The sequence below is a fragment of the Algoriphagus alkaliphilus genome, from assembly GCF_900103735.1.
Lineage (GTDB): Bacteria > Bacteroidota > Bacteroidia > Cytophagales > Cyclobacteriaceae > Algoriphagus > Algoriphagus alkaliphilus.
Genome location: NZ_FMXE01000009.1, coordinates 1 through 24,633, shown reverse-complemented (window position 1 = coordinate 24,633; position 24,633 = coordinate 1). Strand labels below are relative to the sequence as shown.

General features: G+C 42.2%; 17 protein-coding genes and 1 pseudogene. 8 read left to right on the top strand and 10 right to left on the bottom strand.

The features are described from left to right. Positions 1-177: 177 nt before the first annotated feature. The 5 genes and pseudogenes from BLQ81_RS07650 to BLQ81_RS07630 all read left to right on the top strand — a co-directional run. Entirely contained in the window at positions 178-1,572 is a 1,395-nt protein-coding gene (locus tag BLQ81_RS07650; protein WP_092729505.1) for a BamA/TamA family outer membrane protein, read from the top strand. Between the two features lie 68 nt (positions 1,573-1,640). Further along, positions 1,641-2,456, top strand: coding sequence for a PorV/PorQ family protein (locus BLQ81_RS07645; protein WP_092729368.1), 816 nt, complete (start codon positions 1,641-1,643; stop codon positions 2,454-2,456). A gap of 2 nt (positions 2,457-2,458) precedes the next feature. Beyond that, positions 2,459-4,552 carry a ComEA family DNA-binding protein gene (locus BLQ81_RS07640; RefSeq protein WP_245693207.1) on the top strand — a complete coding sequence of 698 codons (2,094 nt, stop codon included), beginning with the start codon at positions 2,459-2,461 and terminating at the stop codon, positions 4,550-4,552. Between the two features lie 63 nt (positions 4,553-4,615). Then, positions 4,616-7,030: a zinc-dependent metalloprotease gene (locus BLQ81_RS07635; RefSeq protein WP_092729366.1), complete on the top strand. Its 2,415-nt coding sequence runs from the start codon at positions 4,616-4,618 to the stop codon at positions 7,028-7,030. A 455-nt stretch (positions 7,031-7,485) separates the two neighbouring features. Next, positions 7,486-8,004, top strand: a pseudogene (locus tag BLQ81_RS07630) (IS1595 family transposase); the annotation flags it as partial. Here BLQ81_RS07630 and BLQ81_RS07625 read toward each other — a convergent pair. From BLQ81_RS07625 to BLQ81_RS07605, 6 genes are all read right to left on the bottom strand, one after another. After that, positions 7,959-8,441 carry a hypothetical protein gene (locus BLQ81_RS07625; protein ID WP_175454187.1) on the bottom strand — a complete coding sequence of 161 codons (483 nt, stop codon included), beginning with the start codon at positions 8,439-8,441 and terminating at the stop codon, positions 7,959-7,961. The pseudogene BLQ81_RS07630 and the gene BLQ81_RS07625 sit on opposite strands and share 46 nt — an antisense overlap. Positions 8,442-8,592: 151 nt before the next feature. Then, positions 8,593-9,162 (bottom strand): FecR family protein, encoded by a 570-nt coding sequence (locus BLQ81_RS22660; RefSeq protein ID WP_245693210.1) that lies wholly within the window; start codon positions 9,160-9,162, stop codon positions 8,593-8,595. A 19-nt stretch (positions 9,163-9,181) separates the two neighbouring features. Further along, positions 9,182-9,646 carry a hypothetical protein gene (locus BLQ81_RS22655; RefSeq protein ID WP_245693206.1) on the bottom strand — a complete coding sequence of 155 codons (465 nt, stop codon included), beginning with the start codon at positions 9,644-9,646 and terminating at the stop codon, positions 9,182-9,184. 19 nt (positions 9,647-9,665) lie between these two features. Further along, complete coding sequence (locus tag BLQ81_RS07615; RefSeq protein ID WP_245693205.1) at positions 9,666-10,205, bottom strand: RNA polymerase sigma factor; 540 nt, start codon at positions 10,203-10,205, stop codon at positions 9,666-9,668. A gap of 410 nt (positions 10,206-10,615) precedes the next feature. Further along, positions 10,616-11,935, bottom strand: coding sequence for an ATP-binding protein (locus BLQ81_RS07610; RefSeq protein WP_092729365.1), 1,320 nt, complete (start codon positions 11,933-11,935; stop codon positions 10,616-10,618). Between the two features lie 459 nt (positions 11,936-12,394). Further along, entirely contained in the window at positions 12,395-13,000 is a 606-nt protein-coding gene (locus BLQ81_RS07605; protein WP_092729364.1) for a hypothetical protein, read from the bottom strand. 210 nt (positions 13,001-13,210) lie between these two features. Here BLQ81_RS07605 and BLQ81_RS07600 point away from each other — a divergent pair, with 210 nt between their 5' ends. The 3 genes from BLQ81_RS07600 to BLQ81_RS07590 are packed head-to-tail and all read left to right on the top strand — an operon-like array spanning position 13,211 to position 17,307. Beyond that, a complete protein-coding gene (locus BLQ81_RS07600; protein WP_092729363.1) occupies positions 13,211-15,247 on the top strand; it encodes a M3 family metallopeptidase in 2,037 nt (678 codons plus the stop codon). 49 nt (positions 15,248-15,296) lie between these two features. Continuing rightward, entirely contained in the window at positions 15,297-16,391 is a 1,095-nt protein-coding gene (locus BLQ81_RS07595) for an AI-2E family transporter (protein ID WP_092729362.1), read from the top strand. After that, positions 16,375-17,307: a tetratricopeptide repeat protein gene (locus tag BLQ81_RS07590; protein ID WP_092729361.1), complete on the top strand. Its 933-nt coding sequence runs from the start codon at positions 16,375-16,377 to the stop codon at positions 17,305-17,307. The genes BLQ81_RS07595 and BLQ81_RS07590 overlap by 17 nt, the downstream gene beginning before the upstream one ends. Here the strand turns inward: BLQ81_RS07590 and BLQ81_RS07585 are convergent. The 4 genes from BLQ81_RS07585 to BLQ81_RS07570 form a co-directional block, all read right to left on the bottom strand. Then, positions 17,295-20,228 (bottom strand): ATP-binding protein, encoded by a 2,934-nt coding sequence (locus BLQ81_RS07585; protein ID WP_092729360.1) that lies wholly within the window; start codon positions 20,226-20,228, stop codon positions 17,295-17,297. The two genes, BLQ81_RS07590 and BLQ81_RS07585, sit on opposite strands and share 13 nt — an antisense overlap. A gap of 129 nt (positions 20,229-20,357) precedes the next feature. After that, positions 20,358-21,575, bottom strand: coding sequence for a porin (locus BLQ81_RS07580; protein ID WP_139183583.1), 1,218 nt, complete (start codon positions 21,573-21,575; stop codon positions 20,358-20,360). A 60-nt stretch (positions 21,576-21,635) separates the two neighbouring features. Next, complete coding sequence (locus BLQ81_RS07575; RefSeq protein WP_092729359.1) at positions 21,636-23,900, bottom strand: aconitate hydratase; 2,265 nt, start codon at positions 23,898-23,900, stop codon at positions 21,636-21,638. A gap of 437 nt (positions 23,901-24,337) precedes the next feature. Further along, positions 24,338-24,633 (bottom strand): transposase (locus BLQ81_RS07570; RefSeq protein WP_139183582.1); only part of this gene is annotated, 296 nt, incomplete at its 5' end.

Sequence of the window (24,633 nt, the reverse complement as noted above, 5' to 3'; positions counted from 1 at the left end):
TTGTTTTGCAGCAGCCATCTCGATAGCTATCGGGGTGAATCTTGCCTGGTTAATAATCACCCCGCTGTGTGTCCAATGGGCCAGACCAGTCTACCCAAGGCAGGCTCGATTTCAAACACAATTTCTTTGATTCCCATTTTGAGAAATTTACTTACCCTTTCGGTTATCTTTTTGCTGATGGGCCTCAGTAAGATCAAGGCGCAAGACACTACTTTAGAGCCTGTCAACCCACCTATTCCCGAGCGGGTAAAAGTGAATAATATTTTCATTATCGGAAATATAAAAACCCAAAAAAGCATCATTCTTCGAGAGCTTGATTTTACCACCGATTTCTTCTACGACTGGGAGACATTCATGGGAATCATCAAGGCTGACCAACAAAAAATCTATAACCTTCGGCTGTTTACAGAAGTGGAAATCACCCCACTTTTCACCGAAGATGAAGAAGTCGAGATCCTCATTTCTGTAAAAGAGCGCTGGTATGTAATTCCATCGGTCATTTTCCAACTTGCAGACAGGAATTTCTCGGAATGGTGGACTAATCAGGGAAGAGATTTTTCACGGGTAAATTACGGATTGAAAATCAACCATAGCAACGTAGGCGGCAGAAATGAAAAGCTTCGGTTCTCCGGGCAGCTTGGCTTCACAAAAGAATTGGACCTGGTCTATACCAAACCCTACATTGACAAGAAGCAAAAACAGGGTCTTGCTTTTCAGATGACTTACGCAGATCAAAAGACAATTCCCATAAGATCAGCAAACAACAAGCAGGTATTTTACACCAATGATACCGAGGATGTATTGAGAAAAACTTTCTTCACGGCATTGAGGTACACCTATAGAAGAACGTTTTACAATTTTCATTTTCTAACCTTAGGGTTTAGCAGAACATGGGTCAATCCTGATGTTTTGATCGAAAATCCAAATTACTTATCAGGAGAAAATAACACCCTGAGTTATCCTTTTCTTCAGTATTCATTTCGTCACGACAAACGGGATAATATAGCCTATGCAACTCAGGGGGAGTTTCTTCAATTGACTGCCACCAAATATGGGGTGATAAATTCTCAGGATATCGATGAGGTAGAATTGAATTTTATCGCAAATAAATATTTTCAAATCAATGACAGATTCCATTTGGCCACAGGATTGACCGGCGTATGGTACCTCAGTCCTAACCAACCTTACCCCTTGATTCGTGGAATCGGATACGCACCAAACTTTATTCGCGGATATGAACTGAATGTCATAGAAGGACAGCAACTCTATGTTCACAAAAACAGTCTTCGATACAAGCTACTGGATCTATCATTTGATATTTCAAGCTACATGCCTTTTGAGCAATTCAGCACAATACCTTTTAAATTTTACCTAAGTGGCAATTTCGATCACGGCACGGTGACTGATCGAAATAATATCCCCGAGAATTTGAGATTGACCAACAAATACCTGTTTGGCTATGGTTTAGGATTGGATATCGTTGGTGTTTATGATGCTGTATTTCGATTCGAATACTCCCTGAATAATCAAGGCGAAGGAAACCTGTTCTTCAATTTCCGGGCTCCGTTCTGATTTTCAGAGATTTACTTTTCTTAATTTCGATTTTTAACTAAATTAGGTTCATATTTTTTCCGAACCCGATGAAGCAATTCCTTTTTTTGTGCTTCTGGATTTGGGCTGTTGGCGATTTAAAAGCCCAGTCTGATCCACTCACACAGGCTCATGGCGCCCGCAGCCAAGGTATGGGCAATACAAAAATCTTCCTACCCGATGCTTGGACCTATTTCAATAATATCGGTGCATTGGATCGGATCCGGGAAACTCAGGTTTCCGCTGGATTTGATTCCCGCTTTGGGATTTCTGACCTAAACACGGTTGATTTGGCATTGGGCTGGAAAAATGAATTCGGGACAATAGGACTCGGCATTTCCAGATTTGGAGGTAAGCTTTTCAACCAACAACTTTTGGGAGTCGGCTTCTCCAATACCCTGGGGATAGTAAGTTTAGGAGCCAAAGCGGATTGGTTTCAAACCCAGATAGAAGGATTCGGGACTGGAAATGCCTTCATTTTTTCCTTTGGAGGTGTGGCAGAACTTGGCCCAAAGTTTTTCCTTGGGGCCAACTTTTCCAATCTAAACAGAGCCAAACTCAGCCAAAATAATGAGCAAAGGTTACCGACAGCCGTCCAGATGGGGTTTTGCTATTTACCCACTGAAACAGTTAGGATTATCGCTGAGATCGAAAAAGACATTGCATTGAATCCGGTATTCAAAACAGGATTAGAATATCAGCTTAGAAATTGGGTTCATCTGAGGACAGGGATCAGCAGCAATCCTGCCCGAATGAACTTCGGTTTGGGAATAAGAAAAGATCATTTCGGATTTGACTATTCCTACGGCCAAAATACGGCATTGGGAAGAACCCATCATTTGAGTTTGGTGATGAAACTTAAGTAATGATGAAGTCAATCTGCGTTTTTTTGGTCTTTTATTTAGTGACTTTTGCAACGAGCGCACAAAGTCCACCAAAACAACCCATTGACTTAGAGTCCTTCATGGAACGGCTTTTTCCTGTTCAGGATGAGGAAATAGACTATGAATCAATCTATGAGGCCCTATTCCAGCTTTACCTCAATCCAATTGATATCAATAAGGCAGATGCAGAAGTCCTACAATCCACTTATCTGCTCAGCACTTTGCAAGTCAGCAGCCTGATCAATTACAGAAATACATTTGGCCCTTTGCTTTCGCTCTATGAACTTCAAGCAGTGCCGGAGTTTGACCTTCAAACCATCGAAAGTCTGATCCCTTTCATCACCTTGGGAGGCTCAGGCCTGAGAAGTAAAAAATTCTGGGATCGTGTCAAGGAGGAGGAACAAGCCTATCTCCTTTTTCGCCATCAGCGAACTTGGCAGACCCGAAGAGGATATACCCCTGCCGATACCAGCAGAAACGGAATTGTTTCAAGCAGATACCTTGGCGATCCGAATACGATATACCTAAGGTTTAGAATTCAGCATGCACGAGACTTCAGTATGGGAGTCACCTTGGAAAAAGATGCTGGTGAGCAATTCATCTGGGACAGAAAAACGGCTCGCTATGGATTTAATTTTCTCTCCGCTCACTTTACACGGTACTATGTCGGCAAATGGAAAACCATTTCGCTGGGTGATTATCAGGCATCTTTTGGTCAGGGATTGATCTTTGGTGCAGGATATTCGCTTGGAAAAGGAGCGGAAACAGTACCCACAGTCAGGCGAAGCAGCATCGGGATTTTGCCATACACCGCTGCCTTGGAATTCGGTTTTTTCAGAGGAATAGGAGTTACCAGGCAGTTTAGAAATTGGCAAGGTACCCTGATCACTTCTCATGCCGCTAGGGATGGGAGAATCTCAGCTACCCTTGACAGTTTGGAATCTTCCAGAATCTTCATCAGCTCATTTAACCAGTCCGGCCTTCACAGAACTCCAAGTGAACTGTCCACAAAAAATCAGTTTCAGGAAACCAATCTGGGCGGAAATGCACAATTTTCTCACCCCTCCGGAAGATTTCAATTGGGTGCAAATTCCTTATTCACAAGATTTGACCGGCCTTGGGTCAGAACCCCACAGCTCTACAATCGCTTTGAATTTGCAGGACAAAGCAACTTGGTCTCCAGCTTTTATTTCAATTACAATTGGAAAAACTTCTTCCTTTTTGGGGAATCTGCCATTTCCCAAAGCGGAGGTACAGGAACTGTTTTGGGATTCGTAAGCAGCCTGAGCAAACAGGTAGATTTTTCCCTGCTTTGGAGAAAGTATGACAAAGATTTCCACAGCTTCTATTCCTCAGGATTTTCTGAAAACACCCGGCCAATCAATGAGCAGGGTGTATATCTGGGAATTCAGATAAGACCAGAAAAACGCTGGAAAATCAATGCGTACTATGATTATTTCAATTTCCCCTGGCTTCGCTATCGCGTTTATGCCCCTTCCAAAGGCTACGAATGGCTTGCGCGCTTAAGCTACCAACCCACCCGGAACCTGATTGCATTCATCCAAATCCGGGAAGAGCAAAAGGACAGAAATCTCCCTGACTCGGGCGAACCTTCCCTCCCCTACCTGGTACATCCCGTCAATAAAATCAACGGTTTGCTCAGTCTGGAAACCCATGTCACCAAGGACTTCTTCCTCAGATCGAGAATCCTCACGAGCAGGCTGAAAATCGGGGAAAATCCCACCTATGGATGGATGGTTTTGCAGGATGTGCAATACGGACAAAACCGCTGGCGACTGACAGGAAGAATTGCACTTTTCGATGCTGAAACTTATGACAACAGGCTGTATGCTTTTGAAAACAATGTCCTGTGGACTTTTTCCATACCGGCATTTTTTGGGCAGGGAATGCGGTACTACCTGCTGGGTCAATATCAATTAAATTCAAAGCTAACTGCCTATTTCAGGTTTTCCCGAACCAGCTATACCGACCGGGAGGTGATCAGTAGCGGCCTTCAGGCTATCGATGGCCCAAATCAAACGGACACCTCCCTGATGATCCGATATTTTCTTCGGTGATTTTCCATTAATGGTGATGGAGTCCCTTGGCTTTTTGATAATTTGGGACAAAGCAAATTATCTATGAAAAAACCACTTTACCTTCTGAGTTTTTTAATGCTTTTGTCGTTTACAGGGTTTTCTCAAAACCTTGATCTGAGCAAAATGAGCAAAAAAGACGGATTTGTGCCTTTTTACCTTGATGAGGAAAAAGGTAAAATTTACCTTGAAATCTCCAGCCTCGACAAGGAATTCCTCTATGTCAATGCCTTGGCTGCCGGAGTAGGCTCCAATGATATCGGTCTGGATAGAGGTCAATTGGGCGATGATCGCGTGGTCGAATTCCGCCGAACAGGCAGTAAAATCCTCTTAGTACACAAAAACTACGGTTTCAGAGCCTACACTGACAATCCCTATGAGGCAAAGTCCATCCAGGATGCTTTTGCAGAATCAGTCCTTTGGGGCTTTGAAATCGTCCAGAAAGAAGGAGAAAAGCTGATTGTAGATGCGACCAACTTCTACCTGCAAGATGCACACGGGGTTTCTGAAACCCTGTCCCAGTCAAGACAAGGGGCCTATCGAGTAGATGCTGCCCGAAGCGGTCTGTATTTCCAAATGATCAAAAACTTCCCTCAAAACACCGAAGTGGAAGCTACCATCACCCTGACCGGAACTGGCGCAGGTGGGTATTTAAGATCGGTTACCCCAACTCCTGAGGCGGTCACAGTCCGGATGAGACATTCGTTTATCGCACTTCCTGAACTCTATGCCAGGCGGAAATTTGACCCAAGGGCTGGATTTTTCTTTATCAGCTATCAAGATTACACCACTCCAATCGACGAGCCATTGGTGAAACGATTTATTTCCCGCCACCGACTGGAAAAGAAAGATCCTGCCGCGGCAGTTTCAGAGGTGGTAGAACCGATCGTCTATTACCTGGATCGCGGAACACCGGAGCCTGTGGCTTCTGCTCTGATCGAAGGAGGAAACTGGTGGGCGCAGGCTTTTGAAGCTGCCGGTTTCAAAAATGCTTTCCGGGTAGAACTAGCCCCCGAAGGCTTGGACTTGCTGGATGTGAGATACAATGTCATTCAGTGGGTGCACCGCTCTACCCGAGGCTGGTCTTACGGGTCAAGCGTCAGAGACCCTCGGACAGGCGAGATTTTGAAAGGACACGTGTCCTTGGGCTCATTGCGGGTAAGGCAAGATTATTTAATTGCTCAGGGTTTGCTTCAGCCCTTTGAAGAAGGGAAGCCTGTTGATCCCCGCATGATGCAAATGGCATTGGATCGATTAAAACAACTTTCTGCCCATGAGATAGGGCATACCATCGGTGTGGCACACAGCTATGCCACCTCGCCAACCAATCGGGCGTCCGTGATGGACTATCCGCATCCTGTAATTACCGAAGGGGCAAACGGCGAGCTGGACTTCAGTCAAGCCTATGACCTGAAAATCGGAGAATGGGACAAATGGGCGATCAAATACGGCTATGGAAATCCTGCTCCAGGGCAGAGCGAAGAAGAATTTTTGGAGAAAACATTGACAGACACCTACGCCGCAGGCTTTGAGTTTATCACCGATTCGGATTCCAGAAATCCGAGCGGCGTACATCCCCGCTCCCACCTCTGGGACAACGGAGCCTCAGCCCCGGGAGAACTGATGCGAATGCTCAAGTTGCGAGAAAACCGCATGAAATCCTTTGGACTCAATGCCATCCGTACCGGAGAGCCGCAGGCGATTCTTGAGGAAGTGTTTGTGCCGCTTTATCTGATGCATCGCTACCAACTGGAGGCCACAAGCAAGTTGATCGGCGGCTTGGATTATACTTATAAAATCAAAGGTGACAATCAGACAAATCAAAAATGGATATCCGCAAAAGATCAAAATGAAGCACTTTCTGCACTATTGGCTACAATTTCCAGCAATCAGCTTGAGGTTCCCGCTCATGTGTTGGCATTGATTCCTCCAAGACCTTATGGGTATACAAGGAATCGTGAGACCTTCCCTTCCCGTACCGGACCTACTTTTGATCCCATCGCTCCTGCAGAAAATATTGTAGATGTAACCTTCAGTTTCCTGTTTGAAAGTGGACGAATCAACCGGGTTTACCTGCAAAACTTGCAGGACAAATCCCTACCAGGATTCGAGACTTTACTCAATCAGGTGACTGCACAGGTTTTTTCGGCTACTATGCCAGGAGGTTTGAAAGATGAGATCAAACTGATGACGGAAGCCAAGCTGGTGGACCATTTGGTTGCGCTCTCTAAAAATCCGAATGCTTCTCAGACTGTGAGGGCTATCACCCGCATGCACCTCGGAAAAATCGGAGCCATGGCAGGAAACAGCGGAAACCTGAAGGCACACCGGGCCTATCTGAATGATAAAATTCAGGCTTATTTGAAATTGCCGGAGGAGCTGAACCCACAGCAAACGCTGAGTGTCCCTGACGGCGCACCGATCGGAATGGAGGAAATGAGTTGCGATTTTGAGTTTTAAATTCGGAGCCAAATGCCAGAATGGGTTGTAGGCTTATAAGGTTAGCCTATCTTAGAAAGAAATGAATTGGACTTAAATATATTTTGGCAGAAAAATTCAAAAACAAAACCAGTCAGGAGTCCTGGCTGGTTTTATCAATTAACATATAACCCAACTTGCGTATGAATATTATTTATTGAATTAAACACCTATCCTTATATTTCCTTATTTCGGTGCTCTAAATTAAAGAGTGTATTAAGGTGATAAATGACCCCATGGGGATTTGAAAATTGTTTTTGTTGAGATTTTTTAGGGGAGAAGAGGTGATGAAATACCCATGATACGTATCCACCCGAGCTACTTCATATTTTCTGATATGTGTATCCGTGAGTTTGCACGTCGTCAAATGACAGTTGGTATCAATGGTTTTGTCATTTAGAAAAGTACGCTTTTCTTTGGTTTAAACGCCAAAGAACTTGAAACTAACCCACTTTCTAAACCAATTTCCAGATGAGGAATCCTGTGAACTCTTCATTAAATCTTACCGGGAGAAGTCCGGTATATTCTGTAAAAAGTGTGAAAAAATGACTCATCATTACTGGTTCAGCGGGGCGAAGTTTTTCGAATGCAGGCATTGCCGAATAAGAAGTTCGCTCAAAAGGGAGACTGTGATGGAAAACAGCAAATTGCCATTGCAGGTCTGGATCCTGGCTTTTATGTTTATCTCAGCGACCAAAAATGGCTTTTCTTGCCTTGAATTTCAGGGCCAATTGGGTTTGAGTAGATATGAAACAGCCTTCAAGTTGATGCACAAAATCAGAGCTGTGATGGGGCGAAGAGATAGTTTATACCTGCTCAAAGACATGGTAGAGTACGATGAGGGCTATGTAGAAGTGGCAACCAAAAAGCAGATCAAAAACCAGCTGAAACGGGGAAAAGGGAGTCAACGTCAAGCACAAGTTGCAGTAGCGGTAGAATCTACTCCTTTGGAAAACTTTTCATCTACTACCTTTCCTTGGATAGTTTGATCTACCAATTCAGTTACTTCTACAGCTTTTTTGGTTAAATCAGAATTTGGTTTCACATGGATATTCTCATTGACCTGCACAAAGTTCAAATTGGTTTGTTTAGATACAGCCACCAGAACATCGTAAAGCGATTTATTATCCTCAACGACTGTAATGGTCTGGTTCAGATCCAGCAGATTATCCGTATAGGTAAACTTAAAATCCGTTTTGGATTCCACCTGCCTAAAAAACTGGGCAAGCGGCTTTTCTTTAAGATTTAAAGAAACCTTTACTTGATCGATGGTTTTCCGCTGGGCATTGCCCGTGTTAGCCATTATGACCGTGCATAGAAATAGCTGGAACAGAAAAACATATATTAATCGTTTGGACAGCATAATCAGTTGTCTGCGTAAATTATAATCCATAAGTTTGAATGGTTTAAGTGTAGAAATACTAGGACTAATGCCTCCCTCGCATTCCAATTTGATAGAGGCATTTACACGGGCAGGATCCTGTTCCGCCAAGAACAGCTCCTGCCTTTTTTGTTAACTGGTATTTATGTCTAGGTTTTTCATATTATTTTGGGTTGGTTATGGTTATTTGTTTTTTATCAATTTGGTAAGTCATCCCTGAAGTCACACAAATCCCTCGAAGTACATTTTCAAGCATCTCGTCTTTATAGACTCCCGAGTATGTCCATTTCGGATCGATACGGCCTTTTACGTCTATTTGGACACCATACCATAGTTCCAGCTTTTCTCTGACTTCCGAAAATTTGGCACTTTTGAATACCAGATAATTGTCCTTCCATCCGATAACATCCATGGTGTCGAATCCTGTCTTGGAAAATTTTCCGCCTTTTTCCATGACCAGCATTTCATCAGGATTCAGGGTTACCTGATCTCCGTTGACCGCATCGACCCTGACCTTACCTGTGACCAAAGCCACATACAATGGCTCATCGGCTTTTTGCCTGACATTGAAGGAAGTACCCAGCACACGGATTTTTGTACTGCCGCTTTCCACCAAAAATGGGCGCTGCTCTTTTTTCACTTCAAAAAATGCCTCACCTTTCAACCTTACCAAGCGGAAATCGGCTGAGAATTCCTTGGGGAATTCGATTTCACTTTCTGAATTTAGGTGAATCCTAGTTCCATCAGGCAGATCAATAATGGATTTTTGCCCAGACAGGTTGGATCTTCTGATCAGAGGTTTCGGCTTTCTCTACAGGCTCAGGACGGTAATTGAATGCCTCATATTGCGCCCAGAGACAGAATAAAACCAACAGGGAGGCCGCAATTCCTCTCAGTGGTATAAAAGACAAAAAGCTGCCTTTCGAGGAGGAGGAATTGGGTGTAGGCTTGGAATGTTTGACCGAACTTTGCTCATTATCTGCCTTCAGGATCTGTTCGAAGGTCTCCACATACATTTTGTCTGTAAATTCGGGACTGTAAGCATATTTCACAGACCGGATCAGATTTGCTGCTTCATTTACCATAGCCCTTTTCTCCGGATGCTGCTCCATCCATTTTTCCCAAAAATGACTGTTGTTTTCATTCGGGTTTTTAATCCACTGAATGAAAAATTCATCGGTAATAAAGTTGGCTATATCGTAATCTTTGTAGTTCATCTGTTTATAATTTTCTGTCTTATTTCTTTTGGAGCAATGATTTCAATGTGCTCAAAGCCCTGTAGACTACCTTGCGTGCTGATTTTACTTCATTTAAATCCATTGCTACTGAAATTTCCTTATAAGTCATTCCTTCTTCATAGAGCAACAAAATGGCTTGCCGCTGTCTGCAGGTAAGTTTATTAATGGCATCCTGTATTTTTTCAAATTTTTCCCGGTCATTTTCCTGATGAATAATTTTTGTTTCCTGCGAAAATTCAATGCTAAAATTCTTTTGGATCTTCTCAGGCTCCTTACAGATCTCCTCTTTGGATTTGTTTGATTTGCTGATCAATTCCCGGTATAAGATTTTAAACAGATAGGATTTAATACTCTGTACTTCGCTGAGCGAGCCCCTTTTTCTTCTCAGGTCAATAAAAATATTCTGGATGCAGTCCTGAATGTGACTTTGGTCTTTACACATCTGGCAGCCATATTTAAACAAAACCGTGACATACATTCTGTAGATGTAATTGAAGGCAAATTCATCCCCCCTGTTAAAAGCACTCCAGATATCCATGTCAGATTTATTCTAATAAACTTTGATGGATTCAGAATGCCCCAAAGGATAAACATTGACTTCTTCTTTATTTGGCAATTTTGGGTTATTAATCATAGAAGTACCGGGTTAGTGCAACCTTCTGATATTAAGAGGAGGTAATGCCCGAAAGTGACCCCATAAAATTTAAAAAAAATAGATTTAAATACGAGTCTTTTTAAAAGCTAAAAAAGTTTGATTCCAGGCGATTTAATGCGATTAATTCGTCTTGGAGCCCATGTTAATCGGTATGGTCGGAGATTCCCGTTATTAAATGTTTTGAAAGGACACTGGGCATAGCTTAATGGTAATATCCAGAAGTCACAGCAAACGAAGTGAAGGACCGGAATGAAAAGCACCTTGCTGTATTTTATGCGGATTTTTTCCCCAGATCATCCGCCCCTCACAAAATCCGAAACGGCATATAAGGGCCAGACCTGTATGGTTTCAAAGGCGGCATAGGGTTCGTTGGAGAACCGGACCCCATAGGGACTTTTTTTTTCCTTGAGAAACAGATGGAGGCTTTGCATCGAACCCTTTTTCCCGGACTTCACTTCCACTGGAATGATGTCCTGCCCTTTTTGGGCAAGGTAATCCACCTCCGCATTGCTATTCAGGGCTTCCCTATGCCAGTAATACAATCTCTCCTGTCGGTAGCAGGAAACCGCTTTCAGGAGTTCCAACCCGCAGTACTGCTCGGCAATGGCCCCTTTGTTGACTGCATCAAAGTCATCGTCAAAAAGAACTTCGGTAATATTCAGTCCGAGTATCCTCTGGAATATACCTGTGTCAAGAACCAGCATTTTCTGCTTTTTGGGATTGCTTTCCGCACCCAGGGGCAGTCCGTTGGCAGAGGTATGGGTGACCGAAATCACCAGACCGGACATCAACAATAGATCCACAGCTTCTTTCACTTGTTTATGATTAGCTTCCGTTGCCACTTTTGCATAGACAAACTTGCCACCCGACTGCCTGACCACGGCATCAAATAATTCCGAAATACGCAAAGAGGGGACACGGTGTTTGTATTTTGCAAAATCGGCCCTGAGCGAAATGATGAGATCATCGAGAAGTTGTCCGGCTGCCTTCATATCCCTGTATTGGCTATAATTACGGATAACCTCAGGCATGCCACCCAAAACCAGGAACCGTTTCAAATACGTGAGCAGTTTGTGGTGTAGAGGCTCAGCAAGAGGCCGGGATGCTGAGGCTTTTTTCTTGGCATTCAAAAGAGAATCCTCCCCCATAGCAGTCAGAAACTCATCAAAACCAAGTGGATAAACAAAGATTGACCGTACCCGACCCACTCCAAAAGAAGGTATTTCAGCCAGTGCAAACTCCAATAAAGATCCCGCGGCTATGACGTGCAGTTCCGGAAGTTTTTCGTAGAAGAAACGAAGAGAAGAAATGGCCGGTACGCAGGCTTGTATTTCATCAAAAAACACCAGGGTTTTTCCGGGAACAATCGGAACATTGGATACAATGGACAGGTTTTCGCACAATTCCAAGGGGTTGAGATCACCTTCAAACAAGGAATGCAGGGTGCGTTGTTCCTCGAAATTCACTTCAAGAAAATGGTCAAACTGTTTGGCCAGTTCCCTTACGGCAGTGGATTTCCCTACTTGACGGGCACCTCTGACCAGTAAAGGCTTGCCGGTCTTTTCCTTGCGCCATGCCAGCAGTTCTTTATCTATATTTCGGGGAATATACATTTTTCAAAGGCAGTTCAAACCTTGTTTTCCATTTTTCAAAGGCAATAATAGGAAATATTTTCCATTTTTCAAAGGCAATTCTCAATGAAAAAATCCAGACCTATTTGAAATTACCTGAGGAACTGATCCCTCAGCAGACACTGAGTGTCCCTGACGGCGCACCGATCGGAATGGAGGAAATGAGTTGCGATTTTGAGTTTTAAATTAGGATATCTATAACAGAACCAGAGGTGGCCGGAAAACCGGTCACCTCTTATTTATTACCTCAAATGCTCCCATTTAGTGCAGTTGAGATTTTTCTATCCCAATTGCTTGAATTGATTCATAAATAAGAAAATTTAAAGGAGAAACTCAGGTTTGGTATTCGGTTATATTGAAAGTTTTGACTTTGCTTCCCTTAGCTATCCATTAATCCTATAACATGATAAGTAATTGAACAGGCAGTAAATTTTCATTGAATCACAGGTTAGGACTTGGTCTTGGTCTGCTTGATTTATTCCAATAGGCTCTTTCGTCGAGAAGAAGAAGGGCCTTTTCGAAGTTTTCCTTATTTCCACCAATGACCCACTTCTTTTTAGCGATTGCACCGATACCAGCACCTATTGCCACTCCTGCTGAGGCACCCAAAAGTCCTGACATAAAATAATGGGCCGATTCTCCTCCCGTAAGAATTACAAGAACCTTTGTGATCGGGTCAGGATCATAAGTAGCGGCTCTAATCGCCATTCCTGCAGCAAACCCAATCACCCCTCCAAATACAGCACCTTTAGCACCGGGCCTGTTTTTTTGAGTCACCAGTGTATCTATATCAGAATAATGCAAGCTCTTTATTTCAAGGTCAGCATATTGTGGAGAAAGAGTTTTAAGATTGGATTCAACAAAGAAAAGCGAGTCTTTTGAAACTTTGTAGAGCAGTGCACGCTGATGTTTCTTTCCATTGGTCTCCACAATCCAGACTTGTCTCCCTGCCTTGTTAAAATATAGCCCATCTTTAATGACAAGCTGTGCTTTTGCTTGAGTAAGGAATCCAAGAATGAATAGCGTACTGATAAGAATTGCTTTCATAAATTTCGATTTTTGAGAAAGCTACATCCGGTTGGATAATCTCTTTATTCAAAATCTAATAAGCCAAAAAAAAATGTTTCGCAGATTTTACTTTTAGAAAGCTTTACTGAACAAATTGGTAATTTAGCAACCGAATTGAAAAAAGTAGGGCATCTCCCCGAACCAAAATGGATCGCGCCTGATTAATTACCCAAACGTTTATCCTTCCTCATGAAAAACCCACTTTTGGCTGAATTTACAAGCCCATTTGAAACTGCACCTTTTCATCTTCTAAAAAACGATCACTTTCTTCCTGCAATTGAAGAGGCCATAAAATTGGCCAAGGCAGATGTAGAAAAAATCAAATCTGAATCAGTGCCTACTTTTCAAAATACCCTTGAAGCACTTGATCGATCAGGGAAAAAACTGAATGTGATCTCGGCTGTCTTTTTTAACCTCAATTCTGCGGAGACCAATGACGAAATTCAAAAGCTGGCTCGGGAAATTTCCCCCCTGCTGACCGAATACTCCAATGACATATTATTGGATCAAGATCTTTTCCAACGAGTAGCTACCGTTTTCAATGAAAAAGAAACTCTCAAGCTCACCGAAGAACAAAAGACCCTACTGGAAAAAACCTACAAATCCTTTGTCCGGAATGGCGCAAATCTGAGTCCGGAGGATGCTGAAAAACTTCGAACTATTGACCAGGAATTGGCTCAACTCAGTCTCAAATTCGGAGAAAACATCCTTGCTGAAACCAATAAATATGTTCATTTGATAGAGAATGAGGCTGAAATCGATGGCCTGCCGGAAGGTATCAAAGAAGCAGCTGCCCAGATAGCAGAGGAAAAAGGTCATGCAGGCAAATGGGCTTTTACACTCGATTACCCAAGCTACATCCCGGCGTTGACCTATGCCAAAAACAGGGAACTCCGCAAGCGGTTGTTTTTGGCATACAACACCAAATCATCCAAGGGAGATGAACTCGACAATCAGGAGATCATCAAAAACCTTCTCAAACTTCGTCACGCGCGGGCTAATCTGCTTGGATATGCCTCTCATGCAGATTTTGTCTTGGAGGAGCGGATGGCAAAAAGTCCCCATGCAGTATTGGAGTTTTTGGAGTCACTGCTTCTTAAAGCAAAGCCAAAAGCTGAGAAGGAAGTACTTGAAGTGGCCGAATTTGCAAAAAAACTGGATGGATTAGAAAACCTTGAGCGATGGGATTTTGCATTCTATTCCGAACTACTCAAAAAAGAAAAATATGCCCTGGATGATGAATTGCTCCGACCGTATTTCAAACTTGAAAATGTCATTGAGGGTGTCTTCCAAACCGCAGCTAAGCTTTTTGGGATTACATTTCAACCAAACTCCGACATTCCGGTATATCATCCGGATGTCACAGCTTATGAAGTAAAGGACCGAAACGGTATGCACCTTGCTGTATTTTATGCGGATTTTTTTCCAAGATCAGGCAAAAGAAACGGGGCTTGGATGACCTCTTTCAAAGGACAACGCACAGAAAATGGACTGGAGCAGCGCCCGCAGGTTTCGATCGTCTGTAATTTTACAAAGCCGACGAAGAGCAAACCAAGCCTTTTGACCTTCAATGAAGTCACCACGCTTTTTCATGAATTTGGCCATGCACTTCATGGAATGCTGGCCAGAGGAACCTACGAATCGCTCACCGGAACAAGTGTCTTTTGGGATTTTGTAGAACTCCCCTCCCAGATTTTCGAAAACTGGTGCTACGAAAAAGAATGCTTGGATCTTTTTGCGAAACACTATGAAACCGGTGAAAAAATCCCCGAAGAACTGATTGAGAAAATCAAAAACGCTTCCAATTTCCAACAGGGCTATATGACGATGCGGCAGATCAGTTTTGCGCTTTTGGATATGGCCTACCATAATCAAGACCCTAGCCCAATAGCCGACGTAAGGAAATTTGAGGAAGCAGTCATGCAGAAAACCGATCTTTTACCACGAGTAGAAGGAACTATGGCAAGCACGAGCTTTTCCCATATTTTCCAGGGGGGCTATTCTTCAGGATATTACAGTTACAAGTGGGCAGAAGTACTGGATGCTGATGCGTTCGAGTTATTTTTGGAAAAGGGTGTTTTTGATCAGGAAACTGCAACTTCCTTTGAAAAAAATATCCTTTCGGCAGGAGGCACAGCACATCCTTCGATCCTGTATCGAAGGTTCCGGGGTAGAGAACCCAAACCTGAAGCATTGCTAAAGCGCTCTGGTCTAATTTCTGCTTAATTAAAAAAGCTATAGCTTAGTCCTGCACTTTTTTCCAAATTTCTATTTTATGATACCCAAGCCAATGAATATGCCTGCCTACTTGAAAGCCCTTTCGGTAATGGCATTCATTATTGTTTTGATCTTATTCCTGATTGTTGGCAAAAGCCTTTTGGTGCCACTTTTCATGGGCGGATTTTTCGCAATTCTTTTCACACCCTTCAGTATGTTTTTGGAGAAATATAAGGTTCCACGAACAGTATCAAGTGTGATCTCATTATTGCTAATGATAGCCATTGTGGTAGGTTTGATCAGCTTTATCATCGGAAACGTAGTGAGCTTCACCAAGGACTTCAATAATGTCTCAGCCCGTCTGGTCTCTGTGGCCGAAGGAATAGACACTTGGACCACCGACAACCTGGGATTTAGTGAAAATCTGGCAGAAAAAGCCAAGTCAGATTCGATTGCGAAGATGCTTACTGAAAATAGCTTTAGCATTTCTGCATTTGCGCTGAAGGCAATTGGCTCGCTTTCGGGCTTGGTATTAATTCCGGTATTCATGTTTTTCTTTCTTCTCTATCGGGATCATCTTACCAAAATGATGGTGAAAATATATCAAGACAAAGACCCGGCTTTGGTGAAAATGAGAATAACCAACCTCCGGAAAGTAATTCAAAATTACATCACCGGTGTAGGTAAAGTAATGGTCATTTTGGCTATTCTGAATATCACCGCCTATTCGGTATTGGGGATCAAGCATGCAATATTCTTTGGGATTATTGGGGCAGTATTAAACATCATACCCTACATCGGACCTTTTGTCGGCGCTTTATTGCCAGCTGTTTATTCGTTTTTGACCATGGACAGTTTGTTTGTCCCGATTGCTGCCTTGGCGATTTACCAAGTGATTCAAATGATAGAAAGTAACTTCCTGACTCCAAAAATTGTCGGTGGAAACGTAAACTTGAATGCATTCATTACCTTTTTGGGCTTACTTGTAGGAGCCGCAATTTGGGGAGTTGCCGGGATGATTCTGGTAATTCCAGCCATGGCTATTCTTAGGGAAATATTTGACCTGAGTGAAAACACCAAACCATTTGCAATGCTTTTGGGCGAGGAAAAAAAAGACGAAAAGCCTAAATCAAAAAATGAGAATACTGAATAAAATTATCCTGGGATTTTGGATCCTCACTTTAATCAGCTGTGATAGTGAGGAAAATAAAAAAGGCCGTTTCCTATTGAAAGGAAATGAAAAACTGGTGGAAAACGACCCGAAATCTGCGATTGTCTTCTACAGCGAGGCCATCAAGTTGGACTCCACTTATGCTGACGCTTATTTTAATAAAGCAATGGCACATCTTAAACTCAATCAGCTGGATGAAAGCATAGCAGACCTAAGTAAAGCCATCCAATTCCGTCCGGAATACTTTGAGGCTATTTTTCAAAGAGGTCTAAATTACTTGGACAACGGAGAATTTTATAAAGCACGGGAGGATGCCGATCGACTGCTAAAGCTTGAAAGCGACAACTGGAAAAGCTACTTCTTAACAGGGCTTAGTCAGGAAAAACTTAAAGATTTCCCTGTAGCACTTCAGGCATTTGAAAAAGCATCTACACTGGACCCTACTAATTCAGACCTCCTGGTCAATCAGGCGACCATCCGGTATTATTTAAAACAATACGAGTCCGCTAAAGCTATACTTTCCAAGGCGGAAATTATAAATCCATCGGAACCCAACCTGCACAACCTCCGATCGATGATATATTTCGAGGAAGGGAATGTGAAAGACGCTTTAACTTCCGTGGAGAAGGCCATCGTACTTGACAACAGACAAGCGTATTTCTACAACAATAAAGGATTATACCTGCTTTTTTTGGACCGACCTGAAGAAGCTATAGATCTCATCAATCAAAGTATTCAATTAGATACAAAAAACCCATTTGCCTTACGGAATAAGGGGATTTACTATGTAATGAAAGGAGACAAAATTTCTGCTTTGCAATACCTTACTGATCTTGTCAAAAATTATCCTGAAATGGATTTGGTCCAGGAATACTATCAAAAAGCTCAGGCCTTGTAGCTTTTCTCCGCGATCACTTCTTTGATCTTTTTCAGAAGTTCTGCTGCATCAATTGGTTTGGCTACAAAGCCCTCAAACTCACATTCATCGATTCGCTCCATGATTTCGAGCTTTGCCGCAGCAGTCAGGGCAATTATCGGAGTATTGGAAAATTTCTTTATCGCGATAGTAGCTTCAAAACCATCCATAACGGGCATCTGAATATCCATCAAAATGCAGTCAAATTTCCCATTTTTCACGGCCTCCACAGCTTCTTGTCCGTTGTGAGCCCGCTCAAAAGTATAGCCCCATTTTTTAATGATTTTTCCTAAGACCAGTGAATTCACCTCATTGTCTTCAGCCATCAGAAGATGAATACTTTTAATTGAAGGGGGGGAATTCTCCACTTTAGATGGAGGTGTAAGTTCCAATTCAGCTAAATCAAATTCCAATTCAAAAAAGAACCTGCTGCCTTTTCCCACATCAGAATCCAACCCGATTTTACCCCCCATCAAGTTTAGGAGTTTTCTGGTGATCGATAGCCCAAGGCCTGTACCTCCATATTTTGAGCTGAATGTTGGCTTGACCTGGTCAAAATCATTGAATATTTTTCCTTGGTCTTCCGGTGCAATTCCTATTCCCGTATCTTTTACTTCAAAGTAAACTTTTACCTTATTTCTTTCATGTTCAAGCAGTTCGATTTTCACATCCACATTTCCTTCATTGGTAAACTTGAGGGCGTTGGTGATCAAATTATTCATTACCTGTGAAAGTCGGGTTTTGTCTCCTTTGACAGCGATGTCAAGTCCTTCTGACAAGTGCAATTCAAGCTTATTTTTGCTGTCTTTTGCATGGAAAGATAAACCTTTCAATACCTGATCGACAATATTTTTCAGATTAAACGGAATCTTCTCTATGGTTAATTTTCCAGCCTCGATTTTTTGGAAATCCAAAAGATCATTGATCATGATAATCAAATTGTCTACCGCAAAATTGATCGTATTGAGTGCGGATTTTTGATTCTCCGTGTGTTCATCATGGAAAAGAGAATAAACTGATCCTGAAATCGCATTGAGGGGCGTCCGCAACTCATGACTGATCATGGAAAGGAAATCTGATTTGATTTGATTGGCCTTTTCCGCAGCCATCCTAGCCTCATCCAATTTGGCTTCGAATTCCTTCTGTTTTGAAATATCAGTAAGGTAACCATACCAGACCATATCTCCGTTTTCCAAAGCTTGAGGTCTGGCAGCTCCGAGTACCCAATGATAATCTTGATTATTCTCCCCTGATTTGACCCGAAACTGACACTGCCATGGTTCCAGTTTTCGGGCAGACGCTACCGAAGACATAATTACCTGAGGCAGATCCTGTGGATGTACCTTTGATATTGCGGAAGAAATGTCTGAGAAGTCCTGAATTTCCTGAGGTGAAAGTCCCAAGACAGAATTAATCCCTTTGGAAAGAAAGGAGAAATTCATTTGTCCTTCAGCATTCAATACCATTTGGTACAATCCTCCGGGAACCTGCTCGGTAAGATTCATCAGGAAATTACTGCTGGCTTCGACCTTTTCCTCAAGTTTTATTTTTTCGGATATATTCCTGAATGAAAGCGAGATGTATTCAGAATCGTTAAACGCTACATTTTTGGCAGCTACTTCGAGGGTAAGCTGTTTTCCCTTTTCGTTAGTCAAAAGGGTTGTGAACCTCGTGATCGAATGGTCCAAAGTTGAAGAATGAATCCATTCTGACCATTGATCAGATTCTTCAAAATAGCTATTCAAGTCCTTCAAATGAGAAATTTCGGTGTTTTTTTCAAACCCAAAAAATTCAAGCATTTGATGGTTTGTCAAAAAAACTTTCCCATTCGGCTCCACTATCATCATCGCCTCAGGCGATTCGACCCAAAGCCTTTGATGAAAATTTAATTCATTTTTAATTTTTCGACTTAAACTATCATCCCAGATTATTCCCCAAACAAGGGTTCTATTTTTCTCCGGGAAAAAGGCCGTATAGCCAAGATTTAACTTTTCTGAAATCTGGATTTCCCCTTCAAACTCTTCCTGTTGGGGATTCAAAGCTGAAGCAGATTCTCTGATTTGATTTAAAAAATTAGCCTTAAACAAATCAGTAAGCACTCCTTTCTCCAAATGTTTCACTAGGATAGTTTCAGAGGCTAGTTCCAATACTAATTCACCGGAATCCAAATCAGCTCTCCATTTTCCGGATTTTGTCAATTCCGGTACCTTATTAAGCAAAGAATCTAATTTCTTGTCATTTTTTGACTGGATAACTCGATTCGTAATATCCCTCGCAATAAGAAAAAATGTCTCTGGATTGAATTGCACCGAGCATTCCAGATTTCGATATTTTCCGTCTTTTCCCAAAAAACGCATTTCACAAAAAGCAACTTCCTGACTTTTTTGGTGAGTTTTCCAGATTTGCTGGACTCGGTCTAAATCCTCCTCATGAATGAATGGGCAAAGATTTGTGTTCAATAATTCTTCCGCTTCGTAACCCAGTACCGGTAAAACGGTCAAGTTTAAATAAGTCAGATGATCATATTTTCCGATAGCTATCAGATCGAGTTTAGAAGTAAAAAATTGATAGGCTTCTTTTTTACTTGGAAGTCCGTGGGTTTTTACCTCTTTCCCTTTGTAGAAAAGAAAATAATTTGATCCACTTTCTTGGGGCAATTCAAGTTTGAACAAATAATCCTTTTTTTTATGGGAAAGAATCAGCTCTTCTTTGAATATGTAAGCGTTAATATCAAGCCCCAGCCCGACCAAAGTTTTGTCTTTTAGGGATTCTCCGATCTCCTCCTCAAAGGATTCGTTTGCATAAAAAATGGAATAGGGATAGGAATCGTCAGCAAGGAATACCATTTCCGAAGATTCGTAAATGATCTTTTTAAACGTGCTGTTTATTCCTTTGTCTTGCATCGAATTATTATTCCTGGGTCTTTACACTGAAAGTAATCAATTCAGGGTGCTTTCATCTTGTAAACATACAGCAATTTGTATTTCATGCCAAATAAAATAAATTATAAATACATTTTTTTGCAAAAAAAATTAAATTCCAAATTCAACTTGGAAGGTTCCAAACCAAAAATTGTCAGTATTCTGCAGTTCTAATACACCATCAAACCAACTGTATCCAAAATTTGCCTGAATTTTGATCCGATGCCCATTCAAATATCGGGTAAACCCCAAGTTGGTTTCTTCACTTCTTTTTTCAAGTCCTTCTATGGATCCATCAGGTCTTACAGCTGCATAACGAAATGCCAACTCCGATTTTCCGGAAATCATTTTGCTGAATTGGACATTTGTACCCTTTCCTACCCAAACGGCTCGTTTGAGTCCCTGTGCATTCTCAGTAATCGGATCTGAAGAACTTCGATGAAAGTATTCTGTGAGCACTCCCCACCCCCTGTATTTGAACATGGCATCTGCGATAAATACATTCTGATCCCGCTGTTCATACAGGTACTTGCCGATTTGCCCCCTAGCCCTTTCACCTTTTTTATTCAAATTATAAGTCAAACCAACCGACAATTTTGGAGTAGTTTCGAATTCGAGATCTCCCTCAGAGTAGTCTCCATTATTCAGGAAGCTGCCAAATGGCAGATATTCAAATCTCCCTGTATAGCTCAAGCCCCCATCTCCCGGTGAGGGATTTCTTCCCTCTCCTGTGTTTAATGCTCCTTTTAAGTGATATTCTGCTTTACCCCTTGTCGTCAGGGTATAATATCCGAAAAAACCAAAATCTCGGTCAAGGGTAAAAACTCCATTTGCAATGGAACGGTCGGCAAATTGGAGGTTTCCCGAGCTAATCACCCGTTCTCTGTTACCGGGTAACTTAGACTGACCAAATCCAAAATATAGATTTGGTTTCAGGTAATAGTAAATAATTGCATCCCGGATCGGCTGTGCAAATTCACCGGCATCCAAGTCAAGATCCGATCTGGAAAATCCAAACTGGATGTAATACTGGATTCTTGGATTTAAAACATACCCGTCAAAACGCAACCTCAGTCTTCTTACCCGAAAATCAGTCTCCTCAATGGATAAATTTTCTCCGCTTTCTGTTTTAAATCCAAACCGATTTTGCATTCTAAATCTGAGATTTAGCATAAAAAGTGAATCCTTGGAAATACTGATCCCATTCTTCACATTTAGCAGTGCTCTTTCATCACTTTCTACTTGAGCGAATGCAGTTGAAGAAATCAAACTGAATAGGAAGATTGACAGAAAGACTGGAAAGAAACCATTTTGAGAAAAATTCTTCATCGTTGGATTGAAAAAAAGCCGTAACGAGGACGCTACGGCTTTACTTTAATTTTGCTAAAATTAAGAAATTGCAGCCTTGATCAAGTTCAATGCAGAACCTGCTTTGAACCACATGATTTGGCCTTCATTGTAGGTGTGATTCACGGTAATCGTTTGGGCAGTTCCATCATTGTGATTCAAAACCACTTCCAAAGGTTTTCCAGGCAGGAACGAAGTCAAACCCACGATGTCAATGGAATCGTCTTCACGAATCAATTCATAATCAGTAGGATTAGCGAAAGTCAATGCCAGCATTCCCTGCTTTTTAAGGTTTGTCTCATGAATACGTGCAAAAGACTTTACCAATATTGCCCTTACTCCAAGAAATCTAGGCTCCATAGCAGCGTGCTCTCTGGAAGAACCTTCTCCATAGTTCTCGTCACCCACCACAATAGAACCGATTCCGTTCTGTTTGTAATTTCGCTGAGTAGCAGGAACCTCAGCATATTCACCAGTCAATTGGTTTTTTACACTATTGGTAGAATCATTGAAATAATTGACTGCACCGATCAGCATGTTATTTGAAATGTTATCCAAATGACCTCGGTACTTCAACCAAGGACCTGCCATAGAGATGTGGTCAGTGGTACACTTCCCTTTTGCTTTTATCAATAGTTTCAATCCTTTCAGGTCAGTCCCTTCCCAAGGCTTAAAAGAGTCGAGTAATTGTAGTCGATCGGAATTAGGATCAACCAGTACACTTACTTTTGAACCATCTTCAGCAGGAGCCTGATAGCCGGCATCTTCCACTGCAAATCCTCTTGGTGGAAGTTCCATTCCCGTCGGCTCGTCCAACATCACGGCATTTCCATCCGCATTGGTCAGGGTATCTGTCAAGGGATTGAAAGTCAAATTACCCGCAATGGCCAAGGCTGTTACAATCTCAGGAGAAGCTACAAATGCGTGGGTATTTGGATTACCGTCCGCCCGCTTTGCAAAGTTTCTGTTGAAAGAAGTGATGATGGAGTTTTTCTCTTGTTTTTCGGCACCATGACGAGCCCACTGTCCGATACAAGGACCGCATGCATTTGCCAACACTACGCCGCCCATTTTTCCAAAAGTATCCAAGAAACCATCCCGCTCTACAGTAAATCGAACCTGCTCTGAACCCGGAGTAATCGTATATTCAGATCTGGCAACAAGTTTTTTGTCTACTGCCTGCTGAGCCAACGAAGCCGCTCTGGAGATATCCTCATAGGAGGAGTTGGTACAAGAGCCAATCAATCCTACGTCCAATTTGGCAGGCCAACCATTTTCCCTTACTGCTGCAGCAAATTTGGAAATTGGCCATGCCAAATCCGGGGTGAAAGGGCCGTTCACATGCGGTTCCAGTTCAGAAAGATTGATTTCAATTACTTGATCAAAATACACTCCCGGGTTTGCATAGACTTCCTCGTCACCGGTCAAATGCTCGGCAATTGAATCAGCAAGCGCTGCAACGTCCGCTCTGCCCGTTCCCTGAAAGTATGCTGCTGATTTCTGATCATAACCAAAGATAGAAGTAGTAGCACCAATTTCGGCACCCATATTACAGATTGTACCTTTACCGGTAGCAGAAAGCGAGCGTGCGCCATCGCCAAAATATTCAACGATTGCTCCAGTTCCTCCTTTTACGGTAAGAATTCCGGCTACTTTAAGAATTACATCTTTGGCAGAGGTCCAGCCGGACATTTTTCCAGTGAGCTTGACCCCGATTAATTTGGGAAACTTCAGTTCCCAAGCTAAGCCCGCCATTACGTCGCAGGCATCAGCACCACCAACACCGATTGCGATCATTCCTAGTCCGCCTGCATTTGGTGTGTGTGAATCGGTTCCGATCATCATTCCTCCTGGGAAAGCATAATTTTCCAACACCACTTGGTGAATGATCCCCGCTCCCGGCTTCCAAAATCCAATTCCGTATTTATTGGATACTGATGCCAAAAAATCATAGACTTCTTTGTTTTTATCTTTGGCTTTTGTTAAATCTTTTGCGGCACCTACTTCTGCTTGGATCAGGTGATCGCAGTGTACAGTAGATGGGACAGCCACTTGGTCTCGGCCTGCCTGCATGAATTGAAGAAGGGCCATTTGCGCTGTTGCATCTTGCATCGCCACACGATCAGGCTGAAAATCAACATAAGAAGCACCTCTACTATATGCCTGAGAAGCAGAACCTTCACTCAAATGCGCATAAAGAATTTTTTCTGTCAAAGTAAGTGGGCGCCCTACAGCCTTTCGCGCTGCTGCGATTCGCTCCGGAAACCGGGCGTACACCGCTTTGATCATTTCGATATCAAAAGCCATTATTTTGGATATTTATGTGGATAAAAGGATCGATTTTTTTCAAGTGCGAATATAGGGAAAAGCCCTCAGAAAAGGTAATCAACCGCAGACTGGATTGTAGTGTTTGTTCGAGTTTTTAAACTTTTCATCACACATTTAATTCAAAAAAAGTAAAAAATCGACACCCACAACCAAACCAAGATCATCATCATCTGAAGGGTAAAACCCATCAAGTCAAAAAAACCATTCTGCCAAAATCCGAATGCTTGGGTAAAATCGTAGGTCTTTACCATCTCCTTTCCTGTCCTGCCTACTAACACCATGGAGAAGGTTAAAAATGCAAGAATTAAAACTAAACAAATGGGCGAAATCAAATGATTAAGAAGATTTTCTTTTCCGGACTTTTTAAAAATTTTTTAGTTAAATATTATCTTATTAATATTGGTTCTACCCTTAAGTTAGTGGGGATATAGGTCTAATCCACCGTTAAAGAATAAAATAGCACTTCTAAAGTTGGCGAATGTTCTATATCCTCTTCCCACTGTTTTAAGTTCTTGGATCTTACCATTAAGCCGTTCGGCCATGGCATTTGAGAGTCGCTGGGTTAAAGCGTTTAAAACGCCACTTATATGGTTTTTGAACATATCTACCACCTTATCTATTTCAGCGATCTTTCTGCCGTAGGCATTGGTTATCCATTTAAATAAGGATGAAGTTGCAAACAGGTCGGATATACCGAAAAGGTCTTTGAAGT